Source organism: Stenotrophomonas pictorum JCM 9942, assembly GCF_001310775.1.
GTDB lineage: Bacteria > Pseudomonadota > Gammaproteobacteria > Xanthomonadales > Xanthomonadaceae > Stenotrophomonas > Stenotrophomonas pictorum.
Window position 1 is genome coordinate 1 of record NZ_BAZI01000035.1, and the last position, 14,989, is coordinate 14,989.

General features: G+C 61.9%; 15 protein-coding genes and 1 pseudogene. 13 read left to right on the forward strand and 3 right to left on the reverse strand.

Annotation, left to right across the window (positions count from 1 at the left end; genetic code table 11):
- Window positions 1-200: 200 nt before the first annotated feature.
- Window positions 201-413 carry a ParD-like family protein gene (locus JCM9942_RS03710; protein WP_016448848.1) on the forward strand — a complete coding sequence of 71 codons (213 nt, stop codon included), beginning with the start codon at window positions 201-203 and terminating at the stop codon, window positions 411-413.
- Window positions 410-1,177, forward strand: coding sequence for a type I methionyl aminopeptidase (gene map, locus JCM9942_RS03715; protein ID WP_054657729.1), 768 nt, complete (start codon window positions 410-412; stop codon window positions 1,175-1,177). Before JCM9942_RS03710 ends, map begins: the two co-directional genes overlap by 4 nt.
- A 46-nt stretch (window positions 1,178-1,223) precedes the next feature.
- Here map and JCM9942_RS03720 read toward each other — a convergent pair.
- Both JCM9942_RS03720 and radC read right to left on the reverse strand, forming a co-directional pair.
- Window positions 1,224-1,573 (reverse strand): annotated as a pseudogene (locus JCM9942_RS03720) (DUF2958 domain-containing protein).
- Window positions 1,574-1,853: 280 nt separating this feature from the next.
- Complete coding sequence (gene radC, locus JCM9942_RS03725; RefSeq protein WP_016448851.1) at window positions 1,854-2,363, reverse strand: RadC family protein; 510 nt, start codon at window positions 2,361-2,363, stop codon at window positions 1,854-1,856.
- 436 nt (window positions 2,364-2,799) lie between these two features.
- Between radC and JCM9942_RS19930 the strand changes: the two genes are divergently transcribed.
- From JCM9942_RS19930 to JCM9942_RS03770, 11 genes are all read left to right on the forward strand, one after another.
- Window positions 2,800-3,894 (forward strand): hypothetical protein, encoded by a 1,095-nt coding sequence (locus tag JCM9942_RS19930; RefSeq protein ID WP_016448852.1) that lies wholly within the window; start codon window positions 2,800-2,802, stop codon window positions 3,892-3,894.
- On the forward strand, window positions 3,894-4,790 hold the full coding sequence (locus JCM9942_RS03735; RefSeq protein WP_016448853.1) for a hypothetical protein: 897 nt from the start codon (window positions 3,894-3,896) through the stop codon (window positions 4,788-4,790). Before JCM9942_RS19930 ends, JCM9942_RS03735 begins: the two co-directional genes overlap by 1 nt.
- A 9-nt stretch (window positions 4,791-4,799) precedes the next feature.
- Window positions 4,800-7,838, forward strand: coding sequence for a DEAD/DEAH box helicase (locus tag JCM9942_RS03740; protein ID WP_054657731.1), 3,039 nt, complete (start codon window positions 4,800-4,802; stop codon window positions 7,836-7,838).
- On the forward strand, window positions 7,835-9,034 hold the full coding sequence (gene qatA, locus JCM9942_RS19935; RefSeq protein WP_256202285.1) for a Qat anti-phage system ATPase QatA: 1,200 nt from the start codon (window positions 7,835-7,837) through the stop codon (window positions 9,032-9,034). The genes JCM9942_RS03740 and qatA overlap by 4 nt, the downstream gene beginning before the upstream one ends.
- The gene (locus tag JCM9942_RS19940) at window positions 8,965-9,768 is read left to right on the forward strand and encodes a hypothetical protein (protein WP_256202286.1); all 804 of its coding nucleotides are present in this window, start codon (window positions 8,965-8,967) and stop codon (window positions 9,766-9,768) included. The genes qatA and JCM9942_RS19940 overlap by 70 nt, the downstream gene beginning before the upstream one ends.
- Window positions 9,768-10,652, forward strand: a complete 885-nt coding sequence (gene qatB / locus JCM9942_RS20435; protein ID WP_054657733.1) for a Qat anti-phage system associated protein QatB — start codon at window positions 9,768-9,770, stop codon at window positions 10,650-10,652. Before JCM9942_RS19940 ends, qatB begins: the two co-directional genes overlap by 1 nt.
- Window positions 10,649-11,428, forward strand: a complete 780-nt coding sequence (locus tag JCM9942_RS19950; protein WP_256202287.1) for a hypothetical protein — start codon at window positions 10,649-10,651, stop codon at window positions 11,426-11,428. Before qatB ends, JCM9942_RS19950 begins: the two co-directional genes overlap by 4 nt.
- Window positions 11,429-11,445: 17 nt before the next feature.
- Window positions 11,446-12,015: a hypothetical protein gene (locus JCM9942_RS19955; protein ID WP_256202288.1), complete on the forward strand. Its 570-nt coding sequence runs from the start codon at window positions 11,446-11,448 to the stop codon at window positions 12,013-12,015.
- 13 nt (window positions 12,016-12,028) lie between these two features.
- Window positions 12,029-12,778, forward strand: a complete 750-nt coding sequence (qatD, locus tag JCM9942_RS03760; RefSeq protein WP_016448858.1) for a Qat anti-phage system TatD family nuclease QatD — start codon at window positions 12,029-12,031, stop codon at window positions 12,776-12,778.
- Window positions 12,779-12,849: 71 nt separating this feature from the next.
- Window positions 12,850-14,118, forward strand: coding sequence for a hypothetical protein (locus tag JCM9942_RS03765; protein WP_016448859.1), 1,269 nt, complete (start codon window positions 12,850-12,852; stop codon window positions 14,116-14,118).
- Window positions 14,119-14,219: 101 nt separating this feature from the next.
- Window positions 14,220-14,579, forward strand: a complete 360-nt coding sequence (locus JCM9942_RS03770; RefSeq protein WP_016448860.1) for a helix-turn-helix transcriptional regulator — start codon at window positions 14,220-14,222, stop codon at window positions 14,577-14,579.
- A gap of 16 nt (window positions 14,580-14,595) precedes the next feature.
- On the opposite strand, the gene JCM9942_RS03775 is transcribed toward JCM9942_RS03770, so the two are convergent.
- On the reverse strand, window positions 14,596-14,989 hold a 394-nt coding region (locus JCM9942_RS03775; RefSeq protein ID WP_054657735.1), incomplete at its 5' end, for a helix-turn-helix transcriptional regulator.

The following is a 14,989-nucleotide window of genomic DNA, read 5'->3' on the forward strand; positions in this document are numbered from 1 at the left end:
GGGGACGATGGAAGCCCGTCAGGGGCGAGACGCCGCAGGCGGCTCGATGCGCCACGCGCACGACAGCGCGACCGGCCATGTTTCTTGGCCGGGGACGCCCGGACTTCTAGGCCATCGGCCTCAGATCGCGTCAGAAGGTCACTTGCGCCACCAGCAGGGTGAACATATGATTCATATATGTTTCATATAAACCAAAGCTCATGGGCATAGTGAACATCGACGACGATCTGCACGATCAACTGCGCAAAGCAAGCGCCGTGTCGTGTCGGTCGATCAACGCGCAGGCGGCCTTCTGGATCAAGATCGGCATACTGTGCGAAATGAATCCGACGCAGAGCTTCAACGAGATCGTTGCTCGTGAACTGCGGGCCGCAGGCGTTGTGGCACAACCTGTCAAGATGGGATCGGCATGACCAAGCGACCGGAAGAAATCGCGCTTCTGGCAGATTCGGGCCAGTTGTTGGCGCAGGTGTTCGGCCATCTCGATCGGTTGGATCTGATCGGCATGTCCACCATGCAGATCAACGATCTGGTAGATGGCCTCATCGTCCATGAACTCAATGCACGTCCAGCCAGCAAAGGCCAGTACGGCTACGCCTATGCGCTCAACGCCTCCCGCAACAACGTGGTCTGCCACGGTGTGCCTTCCGCTGCGGACATCCTGCAAGATGGGGACATCGTGAACTTCGACATCACGCTGGAGAAGAATGGCTACATCGCCGATTCCAGCAAGACCTATCTGGTGGGCGAGGTGGCGCTACCGGCCAGGCGGCTCGTGCAGACGGCCTATGAGGCGATGTGGAAAGGCATTCAAGCCGTCCGCCCAGGTGCCACGCTCGGTGACGTGGGGCATGCCATCGAGCGGCACGCCCGCAGGAATGGATATTCGGTGGTCAGAGAGTATTGCGGCCACGGCATCGGCCGTGAAATGCACGAGGAGCCCCAGGTGCTGCACTGGGGCAAGCCACGAACCGGCTTGGTATTGCGCGAAGGCATGGTGTTCACCATAGAGCCTATGGTGAATCAAGGCCGGCGGGCCGTTCGGACGGAAGACGATGGCTGGACGGTCGTCACGTGCGACGGGCAACTGTCCGCTCAGTTTGAGCACACTGTGGCCGTCACCGCGAGCGGTATGCGAGTCTTGACCTTGCGCTCTGGCGAGAAGAAGCCGCATTGAGCTAAGCTAGTGGATAGGAGCGCCTTGCGGCGCTCCAAGGGCCAGGTCAGACAGCGATCCGCCCGGCCAGCCGCGCATCGCGCGCATAGGCGCTCAACCGCTTCTCGGCGCGGAACGACAGGTCACGCTCGATCGCAGGCCCAGCCAGCCGCGCACCGTCGCCAGCTCGCCCAGGCTGACCCAGCCGATTTCCGGCTCTCCCAGGCCCGGGTCGCAAAGACCGAAGGCGCGGTCGTGGTCGTCGGGATCAATCTCGGTCAGCAGCCAGGTCGCGCCGGCGTCCGGCGTGAACAGCTTGACCACGGGCGCCGGATCGAAGTCCGCGTTCTCCAAGGATGCGCGGCCGTTGGCCAGCAGCACGATGCGCTGCTCGTCAGTGATGAGTGCGTTGTTCATGGTGAACTCCTGAAAGGATGCCGGGCGGAATTGCCCGACCCTTCCGGGGCACGGCGCAGCGCAAGCAGTCAGGGGTCAACGACGGCCGCCAGGCCGCAAGCGCCATCGGCGCGCAGCCCTTGACGGCGAGCACGCCGTGGCACGATGAAGGGAACAGCAAGACCGCCTCCCTCACACCTCCGCGCACCCCAGTTTTTGACAAGTGCGCAGCACGCGCAGGCCCGCGAGGGCCGGAGTCGCGCCACCAGGCGCAGCAAAAAGGGGGCCGAAGCCCCCTCGGTCAGATCAGGCCGCGTTCGGCGAAGGACATGGTGCTGCCGCCCGCCACGACGATGTGATCCAGCGTGCGGACATCCACCAACGCCAGCGCCTCCTTGAGTCGCTGGGTCAACACCTTGTCGGCGCCGCTCGGCTCGGGATTTCCGCTCGGGTGGTTGTGCGAAACGATGACCGCCGCCGCATTGAGCCGCAGCGCCTCCTTGACCAACTCGCGCGGATACACCGATGCGCTGTCGATGGTGCCGCGGAACATCTCCGCGTACTCGATCAGGCGATGCTGCGTATCGAGGAACAGCACCGCGAACACTTCGTGCTCGAAGCCAGCCAGCTTGGCGCGCAGGTACTCCTTGACTGCCGCCGGCGAACTGAACGAGGTACCGCGCTGCATCTTGTGCTCGATGGCCTGGCGCGCGGCCTCCAGAATCTGGTCTGCCGTCGCCAGCAGGTAGCGGCCTTGTGCATCGCGCACCATCAGCGAGGCATCGAACGAGGAAAAGGACAGTTGCGACATGATCGCGCTCCGGTTGCTCGGGCGGAATTGCCCGGAACCGTGGCCAGCACGGCGCAGCGCAAGCAGTCAGGGGTCGCAGACGGCCGCCAGGACGCAAGCGCGCACAAGCGCGCGCCGCCCTTGACGGCGAGAACGCGTGATACGGTGAAGGGAACAGCAAGACCGCCCCACTCCCTCGCACCCCGGCCCTTGGCAAGCGGAGCGCGCAGGCCCGCCAGGGCGGAGGCGCCAAGGATCAAAGCCGGATGGCCGCGACTCGGCACGAGGCGTGGGGACAGCCCGCGAACCCGACGGCGAAACGCCAGAACGCGCGACAGGGGCTTAGTCGAGCCCCGGCAGGAGCCATTCTTCACTGCGCAGTAAAAATTGCCATTTGGCCGAATATTCGGTAAGGTACCCATATTTACTGAACAGCAAACGAGCCACCACTGCCCGCATGTTTGAGTCCAGCCTGACCGAACAACAGTTGATTGCGCGCTTCCTTGACGCCCTGCGGGAGCTTCCGGAGGTGGAGGCCGACTTCGACCATTGGGAACCCGTCGGCACGCACGATGACCGTGGGTACGATGCTCAGGTCGATCTGCACGTCGCCGGCAAGTCCTTCGTCCTACTGCTTGAAGCCAAGAAGGCCGTCTTTCCCCGAGATGTGCGCCAGGTGATCTGGCAGCTTCGGGCGGCGAGCCACGAGAGGCCTGCTGGGCACGGGGAAAAGCCTTTGTCGTTCCTCGTCGCCGAATCCATCTCCCCAGGCGCGAAGGAACTACTCCGAAGTGAGCGCGTCGGCTACTACGACAGCGGCGGTAGCCTGTACTTGCCTGCGCCAGGTGCATACCTCTATATCGACAAACCGCCACCCAAGGCCCTGGCGAAGTCGGTGCGCACGCTGTTTACCGGACGGCGCGCCCAAGTGCTTCACGCCCTGTTGGTCCAGCATCAAAGCTGGTTCGGCGTCACCGAGTTGGCACAGCAAGCCATGGTGTCGCCCGCCACCGCCTCGCAAGTGCTGACCGAGTTGGAACGCTTTGACTGGCTGGAAGCGCGTGGGCAGGGTCCGAGCAAGGAGCGCTACCTACGGGAGCCGGCAGCCTTGCTGGACGCATGGGCCAAGGAACTTGCAACTATCCGTCAGCCGACCCTGCGCCGGTACTACGTGCCAGGCGCGAAGGCCGATACGCTGATGGCGCAAATCGGCCAAGTCTTCGACGCGCACGACGTCCAGTACGCAGTCAGCCACGAGGCCGCCGCGCAGCGCTATGCACCATTCCTTTCCAGCGTCTCCCAGGTTCGTATGCGGGTGCTAATCGGTGCGAGCGCCGATGCCTCGATCGGCGACCTCGATGCGCGCGTCGTCAACGAAGGCGCCAACTTGGCCGTCATCGAGGCCAAGTCGCCGGGAGAACTGCTGTTTCGCGAGAAGGTCGATGGCCTGTGGCTGGCGAGCCCCATTCAAATCTATCTCGACCTGTTGCGCGGCGAAGGCCGCTCCAAGGAAATGGCCGGACACTTCCGCAAGGAAAGGATCGGCTTCTGATGGCCAAGCCTGCAACGTTCGACGGCTACAGCGACCAATACACGGCGGACTGCGAGCGTGTCCTTGTAACGCTGCTGCGCGGTCTCGGGCCGTGGAAGGATTCGGTCTACCTGGTCGGCGGGCTCACGCCGCGGTATCTCGTCGCCGCGCGACCGCCTGTGGTGCCGGCGCACGCAGGCACGCTGGACGTTGACATCGTAATCGACCTGCAGATCCTGGCCGACACCGAGGCGTATCACACGCTGGAGGACAACCTCAAAAAGATGGGCTTCGAACGCGCCGAAAACGACGTGGGGAAGAAGCTCTCGTGGCGTTGGCAGACCCGCACCGAACATGGCGCGCTGATGGTGCTGGAACTGCTCGCGGACGCGCCGGACATCGCCGGCGGCAAGGTGCAACCGCTGCCGACCGAAGGCACGATCTCAGCCTTGAACATACCGCATTCGTCCATCGTCTTCGACCTGCACCAGATCACCGAAATCCAGGCCGAGTTGCTGGGTGGCAACGGCGTCGCTACCGAGAAGATCAAGCATGCCAGCCTTGTCAGCTTCACCTGCTTGAAGTCCTTCGCGTTCGACCAGCGTTTCGAGCGCAAGGATGCGCACGATCTGATTTATTGCATCGAGCACGCACCCGAAGGCATGGACGCTGTAGCCGAAGCCTTCCATAACGAGCGAAGTGGCAAACATGGCGCCGTCATCGAGGCTGCGCTGACGATCCTGCGCAGCCGTTTCACGAGCGACGATAAGACCGAGGGCTATCGCAAGGATGGCCCGGTGTCGGTTGCCAAATTCGAGCTGGGCGAAGGCGATGAATCTGAGCAGCGCGAAGCGCGGGCGTTGCGGCAGCGGCAGGCCAGCGACGTAATCGAACAACTCCTTGCGCGGATCGAATAAGGGGTGCACATGGCGATCAAAGCAATCTTCGTAGGCATCAACAAGCACCTCGATAGCTCCATACCCGAATTGAGCGGAGCGCGCCGTGACGCCACTGCGTTGTGGGCATTGTTCACCGACACGGTCGAAGGTCTGAGTGCCCGTCTACTGGTGGACGAAGCCGCGACACACGCGGAAGTTTCGGATTCCATGCTCGGCACCTTGGCCGCCGCGAGCGCGGATGACGTGGTGGTCATCGCGTTCGCTGGGCATGGTTCTCCAGACGGCAATCTGGTGTTGTTCGACACGGACGCCAGCGACCTCGCAGGAACAGCCTTGTCGATGGCTGGCTTGGCGGATACCTTCAAGACGACGAAGGCCCGCGCGGTCCTGTGCATTCTCGATTGCTGTTTCAGCGGCCAGGCGCCCGCGCGCGTGCTGGAGACAGCAGCGCGTCCACGCAATGCATTCGCGCTCACCGGCATCTACGGAGAGGGGCGCATCCTCCTAGCCGCCTGCGCAACCAACGAATCAGCATGGGAACAACCGGGCACCGGGCACGGGCTGCTCACCCACGCCGTGATCGAGGCCTTGACTGGCGCAGCAGGCGAATCAGTCAGCTTTCCTGAGATCGCAGGAGAGATCATCCGGCTCGCGCGCGTCGAAGCGGAGCGCATCAGCGTCACGCAAACGCCCGTGTTCCTGGGCAGCGTGCGGGGTGGACTGACGTTCCCGACGCTCAAGCGCGGCGACAACTACGCCGCGGCCTTCCCCGCAAGAGCCGTGCAGCAGATGTCGGGACCGTTCGCGGAGTTTTCTGCCCACGGCTTCCCTCCAGAGATTGTCGAGAAGTGGGCAGCGGATTTCCCGCAAGGCCTCAACGCGTTGCAACTCAGGGCGGTCAACGAGTTCGGCGTGCTCGGTGGCAACTCTCTCTTGGTCGTCGCGCCCACAAGCTCCGGCAAGACATTGATCGGCGAAGTGGCGGCGATTCAAGCCGTCACCTCCGGCAAGAAGGCGGCGTTCCTATTACCCTACCGCGCACTGGTCAACGAAAAGTTCGAGGAGTTCACCGAGCGTTATGCGGCCGCCGGTTTGCGTGTGGCCCGTTGCAGCGGAGACGCTACCGATGGCATCGGACCCGTCCTGGCCGGACGCTACGACTTGGGATTCTTCACCTACGAAACCTTCCTCAACCTCGCACTCGGCTCCCCTCGCCTTCTGAATCAACTCGGTCTCGTCGTGCTGGACGAAGGGCAGTTCATCACCGACCCGCAGCGCGGCATCACGGTTGAACTGATCTTCTCGCTGCTCTTGCGGGCGCGCCAACGAGGCATCGAGCCACAGCTCGTAATCCTCTCGGCGGTCATCGGCAATCTGAACAGCTTTGACCGCTGGCTCGGCGTTCCTCTCCTACTGTCGCGCGAGCGGCCTGTGCCGCTGGTCGAAGGCGTGCTCGACCGGCGCGGTACATTCCAGCACATCGATACCGATGGGAGCACGAAGACCGAGGCCTTGCTGCCTTCACACCGCATCGTGCAACGCCGGGACAAGCCCAGTTCCCAGGACGTGATCGTGCCTCTGGCACAACAACTGGTGGGACAGGGCGAGAAGCTGTTGATCTTCCGTAACATGCGCGGTCCGGCCCAAGGTTGCGCGAAGTACCTTGCCAAGGAACTGGGTCTGCCACCGGCTACCGCCATCCTCGACGTTCTGCCGACCCAGGACCTGACCGGCGCCTCACAGGACTTGCGGGAATGCCTAGCCGGCGGCACCGCTTTTCACAACACCAACTTGCTGCGCGCAGAGCGCGAGGCGGTCGAGAAGGGGTATCGCAGCGCCACGGGTGGTATTCACGCACTTGTCGCCACGACGACCTTGGCGGCCGGCATCAACACCCCGGCATCGACGGTCGTGCTCGCCGAGAACGAATTCGTCGGTGAAGATGGCCGACAGTTCACCGTGGCCGAGTACAAGAACATGGCGGGTCGTGCCGGCCGGCTGGGCTTCAACGAGACTGGCAAGGCAATCATCTTGGCGAATACGCCGATGGAACGTGCGCAGCTTTTTCAGCGCTACGTGCTCGGCGTACCCGAGGACGTGAAGTCCTCCTTCCAGCAGCGCGACCTGCCGACATGGGCATTGCGCCTGCTTAGTCAAGTGCGCGGCGTTCGCGCCGATGAGATCCCGGGGTTGCTGGTCAATACGTTCGGAGGATATTCGGCGTCGCGTGCGAATCCGCAATGGGTCGCGATGGTGGAGCGAGACGTGACCACGCTGGTCGATCGCCTCCTGCAGGCGGGACTAGCCGAGCGCGAAGGCAATCTCATTCACTTGACGCTGCTTGGCCGTGCCTGCGGTTCTTCGTCCTTGTCATTCGAGTCGAGCTTGCGCCTAGTCGAGTTGATGGGACGCCTGAATGTGGCGCAGACGCCGCCCAGTCACATCTTGGCAATGGTGCAGGTGTTGGATGAACTGGACGCCATCTACACGCCGGTCATGAAGAAAGGCCAGTCAGAGAGTGTGCGCGCTGGCGAGGTAGCGCAGCGCTTCGGGCATCAAATGCCTCAAATGCTGCAACGGTATTGCCGCGACCAGATCGAGTTCTGGGCTCGCTGCAAGCGAGCTGCGCTGCTGTATGACTGGATTGAGGGAACGCCCGTTGACGTACTGGAGAAGCACTACTCCACGACCCCATTTGGCGGTGCCATCGGATACGGCAACATCATCGGCATCGCCGATGCGACGCGCTTTCACTTGCGCTCCGCGCATCAGATTCTCGCGGCACTCTTCCCCGATCAGCCCGATTTCCTCAAGAGCTTGGACGAGATTCTTCAGCGGCTCGAATTCGGGTTGCCCTCCACCGCCCTGCTCCTCACGAGAGTCTCGGTGCGGCTGACGCGGGGCCAATGCCTGGCACTGTTGTCCATCGGTGTCCACAACGCGGACGGCCTGGAGAACCTGGACGATGATCGGCTGCGCCGCTGCGTCGGAGCAGGCACGGCCGCACTATTGCGCTCTCAGAGTAACGTGCTGGCGATGCTGGATGAACAGGGAGGAGACGAGTGATTCTGACCGATAACGAAACCAAAGTCGATCTGCTGAACAACGAGGCGATTGCCAGCACGATCATCGAGCTGCTTCGTGCTAAGCCCGACCATCCAGTGACGATCGGCGTGCACGGCGACTGGGGTGCGGGTAAGTCCAGCGTGCTCGAGATGATCGAGGCCGGCTTCGCTGACCAGGACGATGTCCTGTGCCTCAAGTTCAATGGATGGCGCTTCCAGGGCTTCGAGGATGCGAAGATCGCCTTGATCGAGGGGATCGTTACGGGCTTGGTCGAGAAACGTCCAGCCCTAAAGAAGGCGGCAGTAGCCGTCAAGGATGTCTTCCGTCGCATCGATTGGCTGAAGGTCGCCAAGCGGGCCGGTGGCTTGGCGCTAACCGCATTTACAGGCATTCCGACGCCCGAACAAATCGGAGCCATCGTCGGCTCGCTCGAAGCGTTGATGGCAGACCCTTCCAAGCTCGTCACTAAAGAAAACCTCTCGACAGCCATCGACGAGGTGAAGGCCGTGTTGAAGCCGGGTGAGTCCAAGAATGTGCCGGAGGAAGTGGAGGCTTTCCGAAAGGCGTTCGACCAGCTTTTGAAAGATGCAGGTATCAAACAGCTCGTTGTCCTGATTGACGACCTCGATCGCTGCCTGCCCGACACAGCCATTGAAACCCTCGAAGCGATCCGGCTGTTCGTGTTCACTGCACAGACGGCATTCGTCGTCGCAGCCGACGAGGCGATGATCGAATACGCGGTGCGCAAGCACTTTCCCGATCTACCCGACAGCACCGGACCGAGAGACTACGCCCGCAACTACCTCGAAAAGCTCATCCAGGTTCCGTTCCGCATTCCGGCCTTGGGAGAGACCGAGACGCGAATCTACGTGACGTTGTTGCTGGCTGGCGCCGAGGTCGGCGAGAACAACGCGGACTATGAAAAGCTGATCGCCGTGGCACGGGAGAATCTGAAACGGCCTTGGACCAGCGGTGGTCTGGATGCCGCGACGGTCAAGACAGCGCTCGGCAAGCAGGCCGAGAAGGCGAACAATGCACTTGCACTCAGCGACCAGATCGGCCCCATCCTGCGAGCGGAACCAAGGGCAACCCGCGCCAGATCAAGCGCTTCCTCAACACGCTGTTGTTGCGCGAGCGCACCGCGAACGCGCGCGGTTTTGGCGACGACATCAAACTACCCGTGCTCGCGAAGTTGATGCTCGCGGAACGCTTCATCCCAAGGTTGTTCGAGCAAATTGCGTTCGTTGCGGCAATCCATCCGCAAGGCCTGTGCGAAGACCTTGAAGCACTGGAGAAAAGCCTTGCGATAGCTAACGATAAAGATGGTGAGCCCAAGGGGCAGAAAGCCGCCGAGCCCGCCCCTGCATCCGACAACGCCGTGTTGACTGAGTGGAAGGCGTCGGAGACGGTACGCGACTGGTCGCGCCTCTCGCCGAAGCTGTCTGGACTCGATCTGCGCCCCTACCTGTTCGTGACAAAAGACAAGAAGGATTACTTCGGCCCGGTGTCGGTGTTGGGTCACTTGGCTGGCGTGGTCGAGAAGCTGTTCGGCGGCAAGATGACCGTCCAAGGCTACGAAGCCGAATTGAAGCAACTCGTGCAACCCGAAGCCGAGAAGGTGTTCGAGGCTGTGCGCAGCAAGATCATGGGCACGGGCGCTTTCGACACCAGACCGGCAGGTGTCAATGGTCTCGCCGTCCTTGTGAGGGCGCAGCCCGGCCTCCAGAGCCGGTTGATGGACTTCCTGGAGGCACTGCCAAGTGGCAAGTGCGGGCCTTGGGTCGTCAGCGGCTGGCAAGGCGTCATCAAAGACACCGAATGCGCGACTCGCCTGACGAAGCTGCTCGGAGACTGGAGCAAAGTCACCGGCAATCCCGGCCTCAAAGCCAGCGCCGAAGCGGCACTCAAGGATATGAAGGGAGGGCGCTGATGGGAACCTCGACAGCTTACGGTGGCCCAGGCGGCGGGACACCACTCGTCCCGTCATGGCTGGGCGACGCAGGTGGCGGTGGTCGCCCTGCCGCCCCTCCGGGCGATAGTGCAGGCCCTGACGGCCAGCCGCCTGCGGACGGCACCGCGCCACCGGCGCCGCCGAATCGCCCGCCTATTCCCAAGACAGCGGACCCGCAACGCTTCTCTGGCGCGCGCAACAGCTTCACTCGATTTGCCGGCTCCGGCGGCAGCGATCGAGCCAGTCTGGGCCGAGCCGTCTCCAGATACGTCTCAACGTCCGCCGGGGGCTCGCGCCAAGCTGCCCAACGCATGGGTGCATCTCGGGGAGCGGGCGCGCGGCTCCTTGGCTTCTTGGCCGATGCGCAAGCGCGGGGGGTGCGTGAGGCCTTGCGCGCCCTGGATCTGGAATCATTGGCAGGCCGCCCGATCACTGAGATTTTCGTGGGCCTGGCCGACTACGTCTGCCCAGGTGCGGGCACGGTTGATGAAGGCATTGCCCGCGAGGCTTACATCGAAACCATCGTTGAACTGGCGAGCGAAGGACTCACCGATCTGACCACGTTTACCCCCGATCAAATGCAGACGGTATTCGAGCTGTATGCCACCCATGCGATCGAGGCGCGCATCTGCAACGACATCGGAACCAAAGCCGTAACCATGCCAACCGATGCGCAGGCTGCGCATCGCGTCGAGCAACAGTTGCGCGACTTCATCCGAGGCGGAGTGAGCGATGCACTGACGCGAGCACGGGCGGAGACACCCAATCTCACTCCAGAACGGATTCAAGGCTTCGTGGACGCTGTGTACGAGTCCGCATTTGCAATCTTGCAGACCCTCGGCGACGCAGAGGCCAATCAATGAAGCGACAACTCCTGGCGGGCCGCTTTGGCCCAGACGACCGCTTTGATGTGACGGCGGGCGTCGATGAACAGACGACTTACCTGCAACTCGTCGCTGGCGAGAAATCCTTAGACCACGGTATCGGAGGCGCGCTCACGAGTCTGAAGAAGATCGGCGTGTTTCCTTCGGAAATCGGCATCGACCTGATGGTACTGGCCGCCCATGTCCATGCGGCCGATACTCGCATCTCTCGCACTGAACAGTCCCAAGATTCGTGGACGCGCGAGATACGGTTGGTCGTGCCGGTCAGCGACCCGGCTCGCTGGAGCGCAGCAGCGCCTATCCTCAAGAAGTCTCTGGACTTCTTGACGGGCGATCGCTGGACGATCGGCTTCAGGGCACGTCCAGATCGATTCGCGGCAATCGCCCAAGCGGCGCCCCCGAGTTTGATCGCTCCTCCCTTCGATTCCGTCAGTCTGTTCTCGGGTGGACTGGATAGCTTGATCGGAGCCATCGACCTGTTGGAAGACGACGCCACTCCCCTCCTGGTCAGTCACTTCGGTGAAGGTGCAATCAGCGACGCGCAGGGCAAGCTGTTCACTGATTTGAGAAAGCACTACGCAAAGTCCTCTTTTGAGCGGCTGCGTGTAGGCATGACCTTCAAGAAGGGCCTGGTGGCGGATGTTGGTTCCGAGGACAGCACGCGTGGCAGGTCGTTCCTGTTCTTCGCACTCGGCGTGTTTGCGGGCACTGGACTTGGGCACCGTTTCGTCCTGCGCGTCCCCGAGAATGGCTGATCGCGCTGAATGTGCCTTTGGACCCCCTGCGGTTGGGGTCAAACAGTACCCGCACCACGCACCCGTACTACATGGCAAGGTGGAACGACCTGCTTGTCGCACTCAACATAGATGGAGAGGTTCGAAACCCGTACTGGGACAAGACGAAGGGCGAGATGGCCGCAGCTTGCCGCAACTCAACCCTCTTGAAAGAGTTGGTGACGGATTCGTTGTCGTGCTCATCCCCCGCCAAAGCACGATGGCTCGGACATGGCATTGAGCACTGTGGCTATTGCTTGCCATGTCTGATCCGCCGCGCGGCGTTGATGGCGGCATGGGGTACTGGATACGACCCGACAACGTACACCGTTCCCGATCTTCATGCGCAGCCCTTGGACACGCGCCAAGCGACCGGAGTACAGGTCAGGTCGTTTCAGTACGCGATCGAGCGCTTGAGAGGCAAGCCGCAGCTCGCGAACCTCTTAATCCACAAGCCTGGCTCGCTTGCGGATGAAGCCGCGCACCTAGATCAGCTTGCCGATGTTTACCGGCGTGGCCTCGGCGAAGTCGCACGGCTCATCGACGGTGCCGAGGCGAGACCGAGTTGACGAGGATGCGCGCGTGATCGCCACTGCGGGGCTCGTGGACTTCCACTGCCATCTTGACCTCTACCCGAACCATGCCGCGGCGGTCCAAGACGCGGAGGCATCCGGCGTGTTCACTCTGACGGTGACGACGACACCTCGCGCCTGGCCTCGCAATCACGAACTAGCGCAGCGCACGAAGCATGTTCGCGCGGCACTAGGGCTGCATCCGCAATTGGTCGCGGAACGTGAAAGCGAGATCGAGCTATGGGATCAATACCTTGGGGAGACACGCTATATCGGCGAAGTCGGGTTGGACGCCGGCCCCCGGTACTTCAAGTCGCTCGATGCGCAGAAGCGAGTGTTCCAGCACGTGTTGCAGCGCTGCGCGCAGGCCGGTGACAAAATTATCACAGTCCACAGCATTAGATCGGCCAAGGCGGTACTCGATCTTGTCGAGGCACATCTACCGCCCGAGCGCGGAAAAATCGTTCTCCACTGGTTCACGGGAACAAAGAGCGAGGCGAATCGCGCGTTGGAGTTGGGCTGCTACTTCTCGATCAATGCGGGAATGCTGGGCAACGAGAGGCACGCACCGATGGTGCAGGCTATCCCTCTAGATCGGATGCTGACGGAAACCGATGGCCCCTTCACTCGCACTGGCGATAGACCTTCGCAGCCAAGCGATGTAGCGAGCGTCGTCGAGGAACTGGGGCGGTTGCATAGGCTACCTGCGAGCGACGTGGCCAGTCTCATTCGTGACAACCTACGAGCGATTCTCGTATAGCTGGAGGTGGAACACTCCGAGGAGAAAAACCCAAAGCTATCGGCATATATTTCCAACCCGAAGAGTGGTCCATGCCCGACATTCCCATTGCCGACGCTCTGTTCTCCGCTCTCCTCAGTCGTGACGCGGATGCACTCGATGCGATCGAGGCAAATCACGCCGCCGAATGCGCATTCATTCGCACTGTCATCTGCACCGATGCTTCGGGTGCCGTTGACTTAGACCTCGGGCTCAGCGTGTCCTCCAGCGACTACGTGACCTCGTTTTTTGAAGGGCCGCGTGCGTTCTTCATGTCGGCCGGAACCAGCGTCCATGCCCGTCTCACAGGTGGTAGGTCGAACGTGCTGATCGACTTCTCTCTCAGCTTCGACTCGAATTTCGCAGAGAAGCTGCGTGCAGTCATCGCCGGCGAGAACATTCAGCGGGCTGATCGCGATAGGGTCATCGAAATTCTCATGCTGAAGGCTCGAAACCGCCATGTGCAGTTCGATGTGATGCCGTTTCTCATCGAGAACACGCGCATGGCCCGTAACGAGCCCTCAAACGAGCGCCCCCTGAATACGCTGATCGCTTTCCGCATGCTCGACCACCTGAATTGGCATGCCTTTCAGGATGATCCCAGCCGCTTCGCTTTCGATGCTTCATACGAGGACCTGAAAGCCCTGCTCCGGCCCGATGCCGAAGCCTTCCTGGCGGAGTTTCAAGCCAGTGAGCATATCGATCATCACGAAGCAAAGAGCGCTGGAGCGCAGGCGCTGCTACTGCGGTTCGCTCGACTTTGGCATGAGGAACGCAAACGGGACAAGAATCGCATCCTGCGTGAATTGCTCCGTTTCAGCATCCATAAACTAGGGTCGATCCCGCTTACCGAATTGCGGCTGATCTGGAGTAGCATGACCTCTAGCCAGGGATCGCCATTCTTCGGCCCCATCATGGGCAGTTCCCCTGAGATGTTGCAGAAGATTCGCGGCATGGCCTGGGACATGACATTGCTCCGCGTTATGGAGCAAATCGCCACAGCTAGCCAGGCCGGCTCCTTCTTCATCCCCTATTTCGTGTCAATGGATCGCCGCTGGCGCCATCTCCTTAGCTTAAATCCTGTGAGGTTGATGCTGATCGACGACGCGCATCGACGCGTGCTTTTCGCACGGACCGATGAACTAGAGTTCCAGCGCGTGCTGGGAGAGTGCATGCAGACCGCATTTCAGTTGGAGATGGCACCTGAAAGGGTCGAGGCTCGCCGCAGGGCGGCGCAGACCGTTGAATTGAACGCAATGAAGCAGCTCGTCGCCGAAGAAGAGCCATTGGCTCGAACAAGAGCTGCAGTAGCCGTCGAGTGAAATCGAAAGACACCGCAAGAGCGCTTGAGTTCGCTGTTCTACGCCGCAGCAAGTTGTCCCGATAGGCACTGAACTTCACCATGTCTCCATGCAGCGCACTCATGGAGTCCGAGGTGGAACAGCTATCGCAAACATCCAACGCGCTCCCCTTGCCGGGAACGGAAGCCTACGAGGCGCTGCCGCAGTTCCCGAAGCAAAGCCCCCTTCCCTTCCGGCGCACCATTCGCCGCCAAGAACTGCGGCAGATCGTCCCTCTGGCCGAAACGACGATCTACGAAATGGAGCGCCGCGGTGAGTTCCCGCGCCGCTTCAACCTGACACCGCGCTGCGTCGTGTGGGACTTGGCCGAAGTGGAAGCGTGGGTCGAGCAGCGCAAGCAAGCTCCTCGCAGCGGCGTCTCGAAGCCCGATGTCCATCTACGGAAAATCCGCCCTGTTCGGGCGGGTTCGAGAGAGGAATGAAGCGGAGCTACGGCGGTTATCCCACCAAGGCTTCCAGCTCCTTGGACGCCGAGTGTGACACCCGGCGGCCTTCTTTCGCCACATTGACCTGCAAGGCCACCCGCGCCACCTCCTGAACGTCCCTGGTCAGCGAATAGCTGCCCTTGGCCTGCAACCAGGCCAGCACGTCCGCCAGGTGCCAGATCGACGCACTGCCTTCATGCACCGGCGCCGGGAAGCTGCCCGGATGGGCCAGCATCAGCTTGCGCATGTTCTGCCGCGACACGCCGACGATCTCGGCCACATCGGTCAACCCGACGAGATCCGGCGCCACCTCGATCAACCTGGCCGACGGTACGGCGCTGCGCACGTCGGCCAACGCGCTGCGCACGGCCGCGTCCGCGCTGTCCGCCTCTCGGGTGAACTCCAAC

Excerpts from the sequence above, each read along its gene's own strand:
- JCM9942_RS03710 (WP_016448848.1), top strand. The coding sequence starts at position 201 with ATGGGCATAGTGAACATCGACGACGATCTGCACGATCAACTGCGCAAA.
- map (WP_054657729.1), top strand. The coding sequence starts at position 410 with ATGACCAAGCGACCGGAAGAAATCGCGCTTCTGGCAGATTCGGGCCAG.
- radC (WP_016448851.1), bottom strand. The coding sequence starts at position 2,363 with ATGTCGCAACTGTCCTTTTCCTCGTTCGATGCCTCGCTGATGGTGCGC.
- JCM9942_RS19930 (WP_016448852.1), top strand. The coding sequence starts at position 2,800 with ATGTTTGAGTCCAGCCTGACCGAACAACAGTTGATTGCGCGCTTCCTT.
- JCM9942_RS03735 (WP_016448853.1), top strand. The coding sequence starts at position 3,894 with ATGGCCAAGCCTGCAACGTTCGACGGCTACAGCGACCAATACACGGCG.
- JCM9942_RS03740 (WP_054657731.1), top strand. The coding sequence starts at position 4,800 with ATGGCGATCAAAGCAATCTTCGTAGGCATCAACAAGCACCTCGATAGC.
- qatB (WP_054657733.1), top strand. The coding sequence starts at position 9,768 with ATGGGAACCTCGACAGCTTACGGTGGCCCAGGCGGCGGGACACCACTC.
- JCM9942_RS19950 (WP_256202287.1), top strand. The coding sequence starts at position 10,649 with ATGAAGCGACAACTCCTGGCGGGCCGCTTTGGCCCAGACGACCGCTTT.
- JCM9942_RS03765 (WP_016448859.1), top strand. The coding sequence starts at position 12,850 with ATGCCCGACATTCCCATTGCCGACGCTCTGTTCTCCGCTCTCCTCAGT.
- JCM9942_RS03770 (WP_016448860.1), top strand. The coding sequence starts at position 14,220 with ATGGAGTCCGAGGTGGAACAGCTATCGCAAACATCCAACGCGCTCCCC.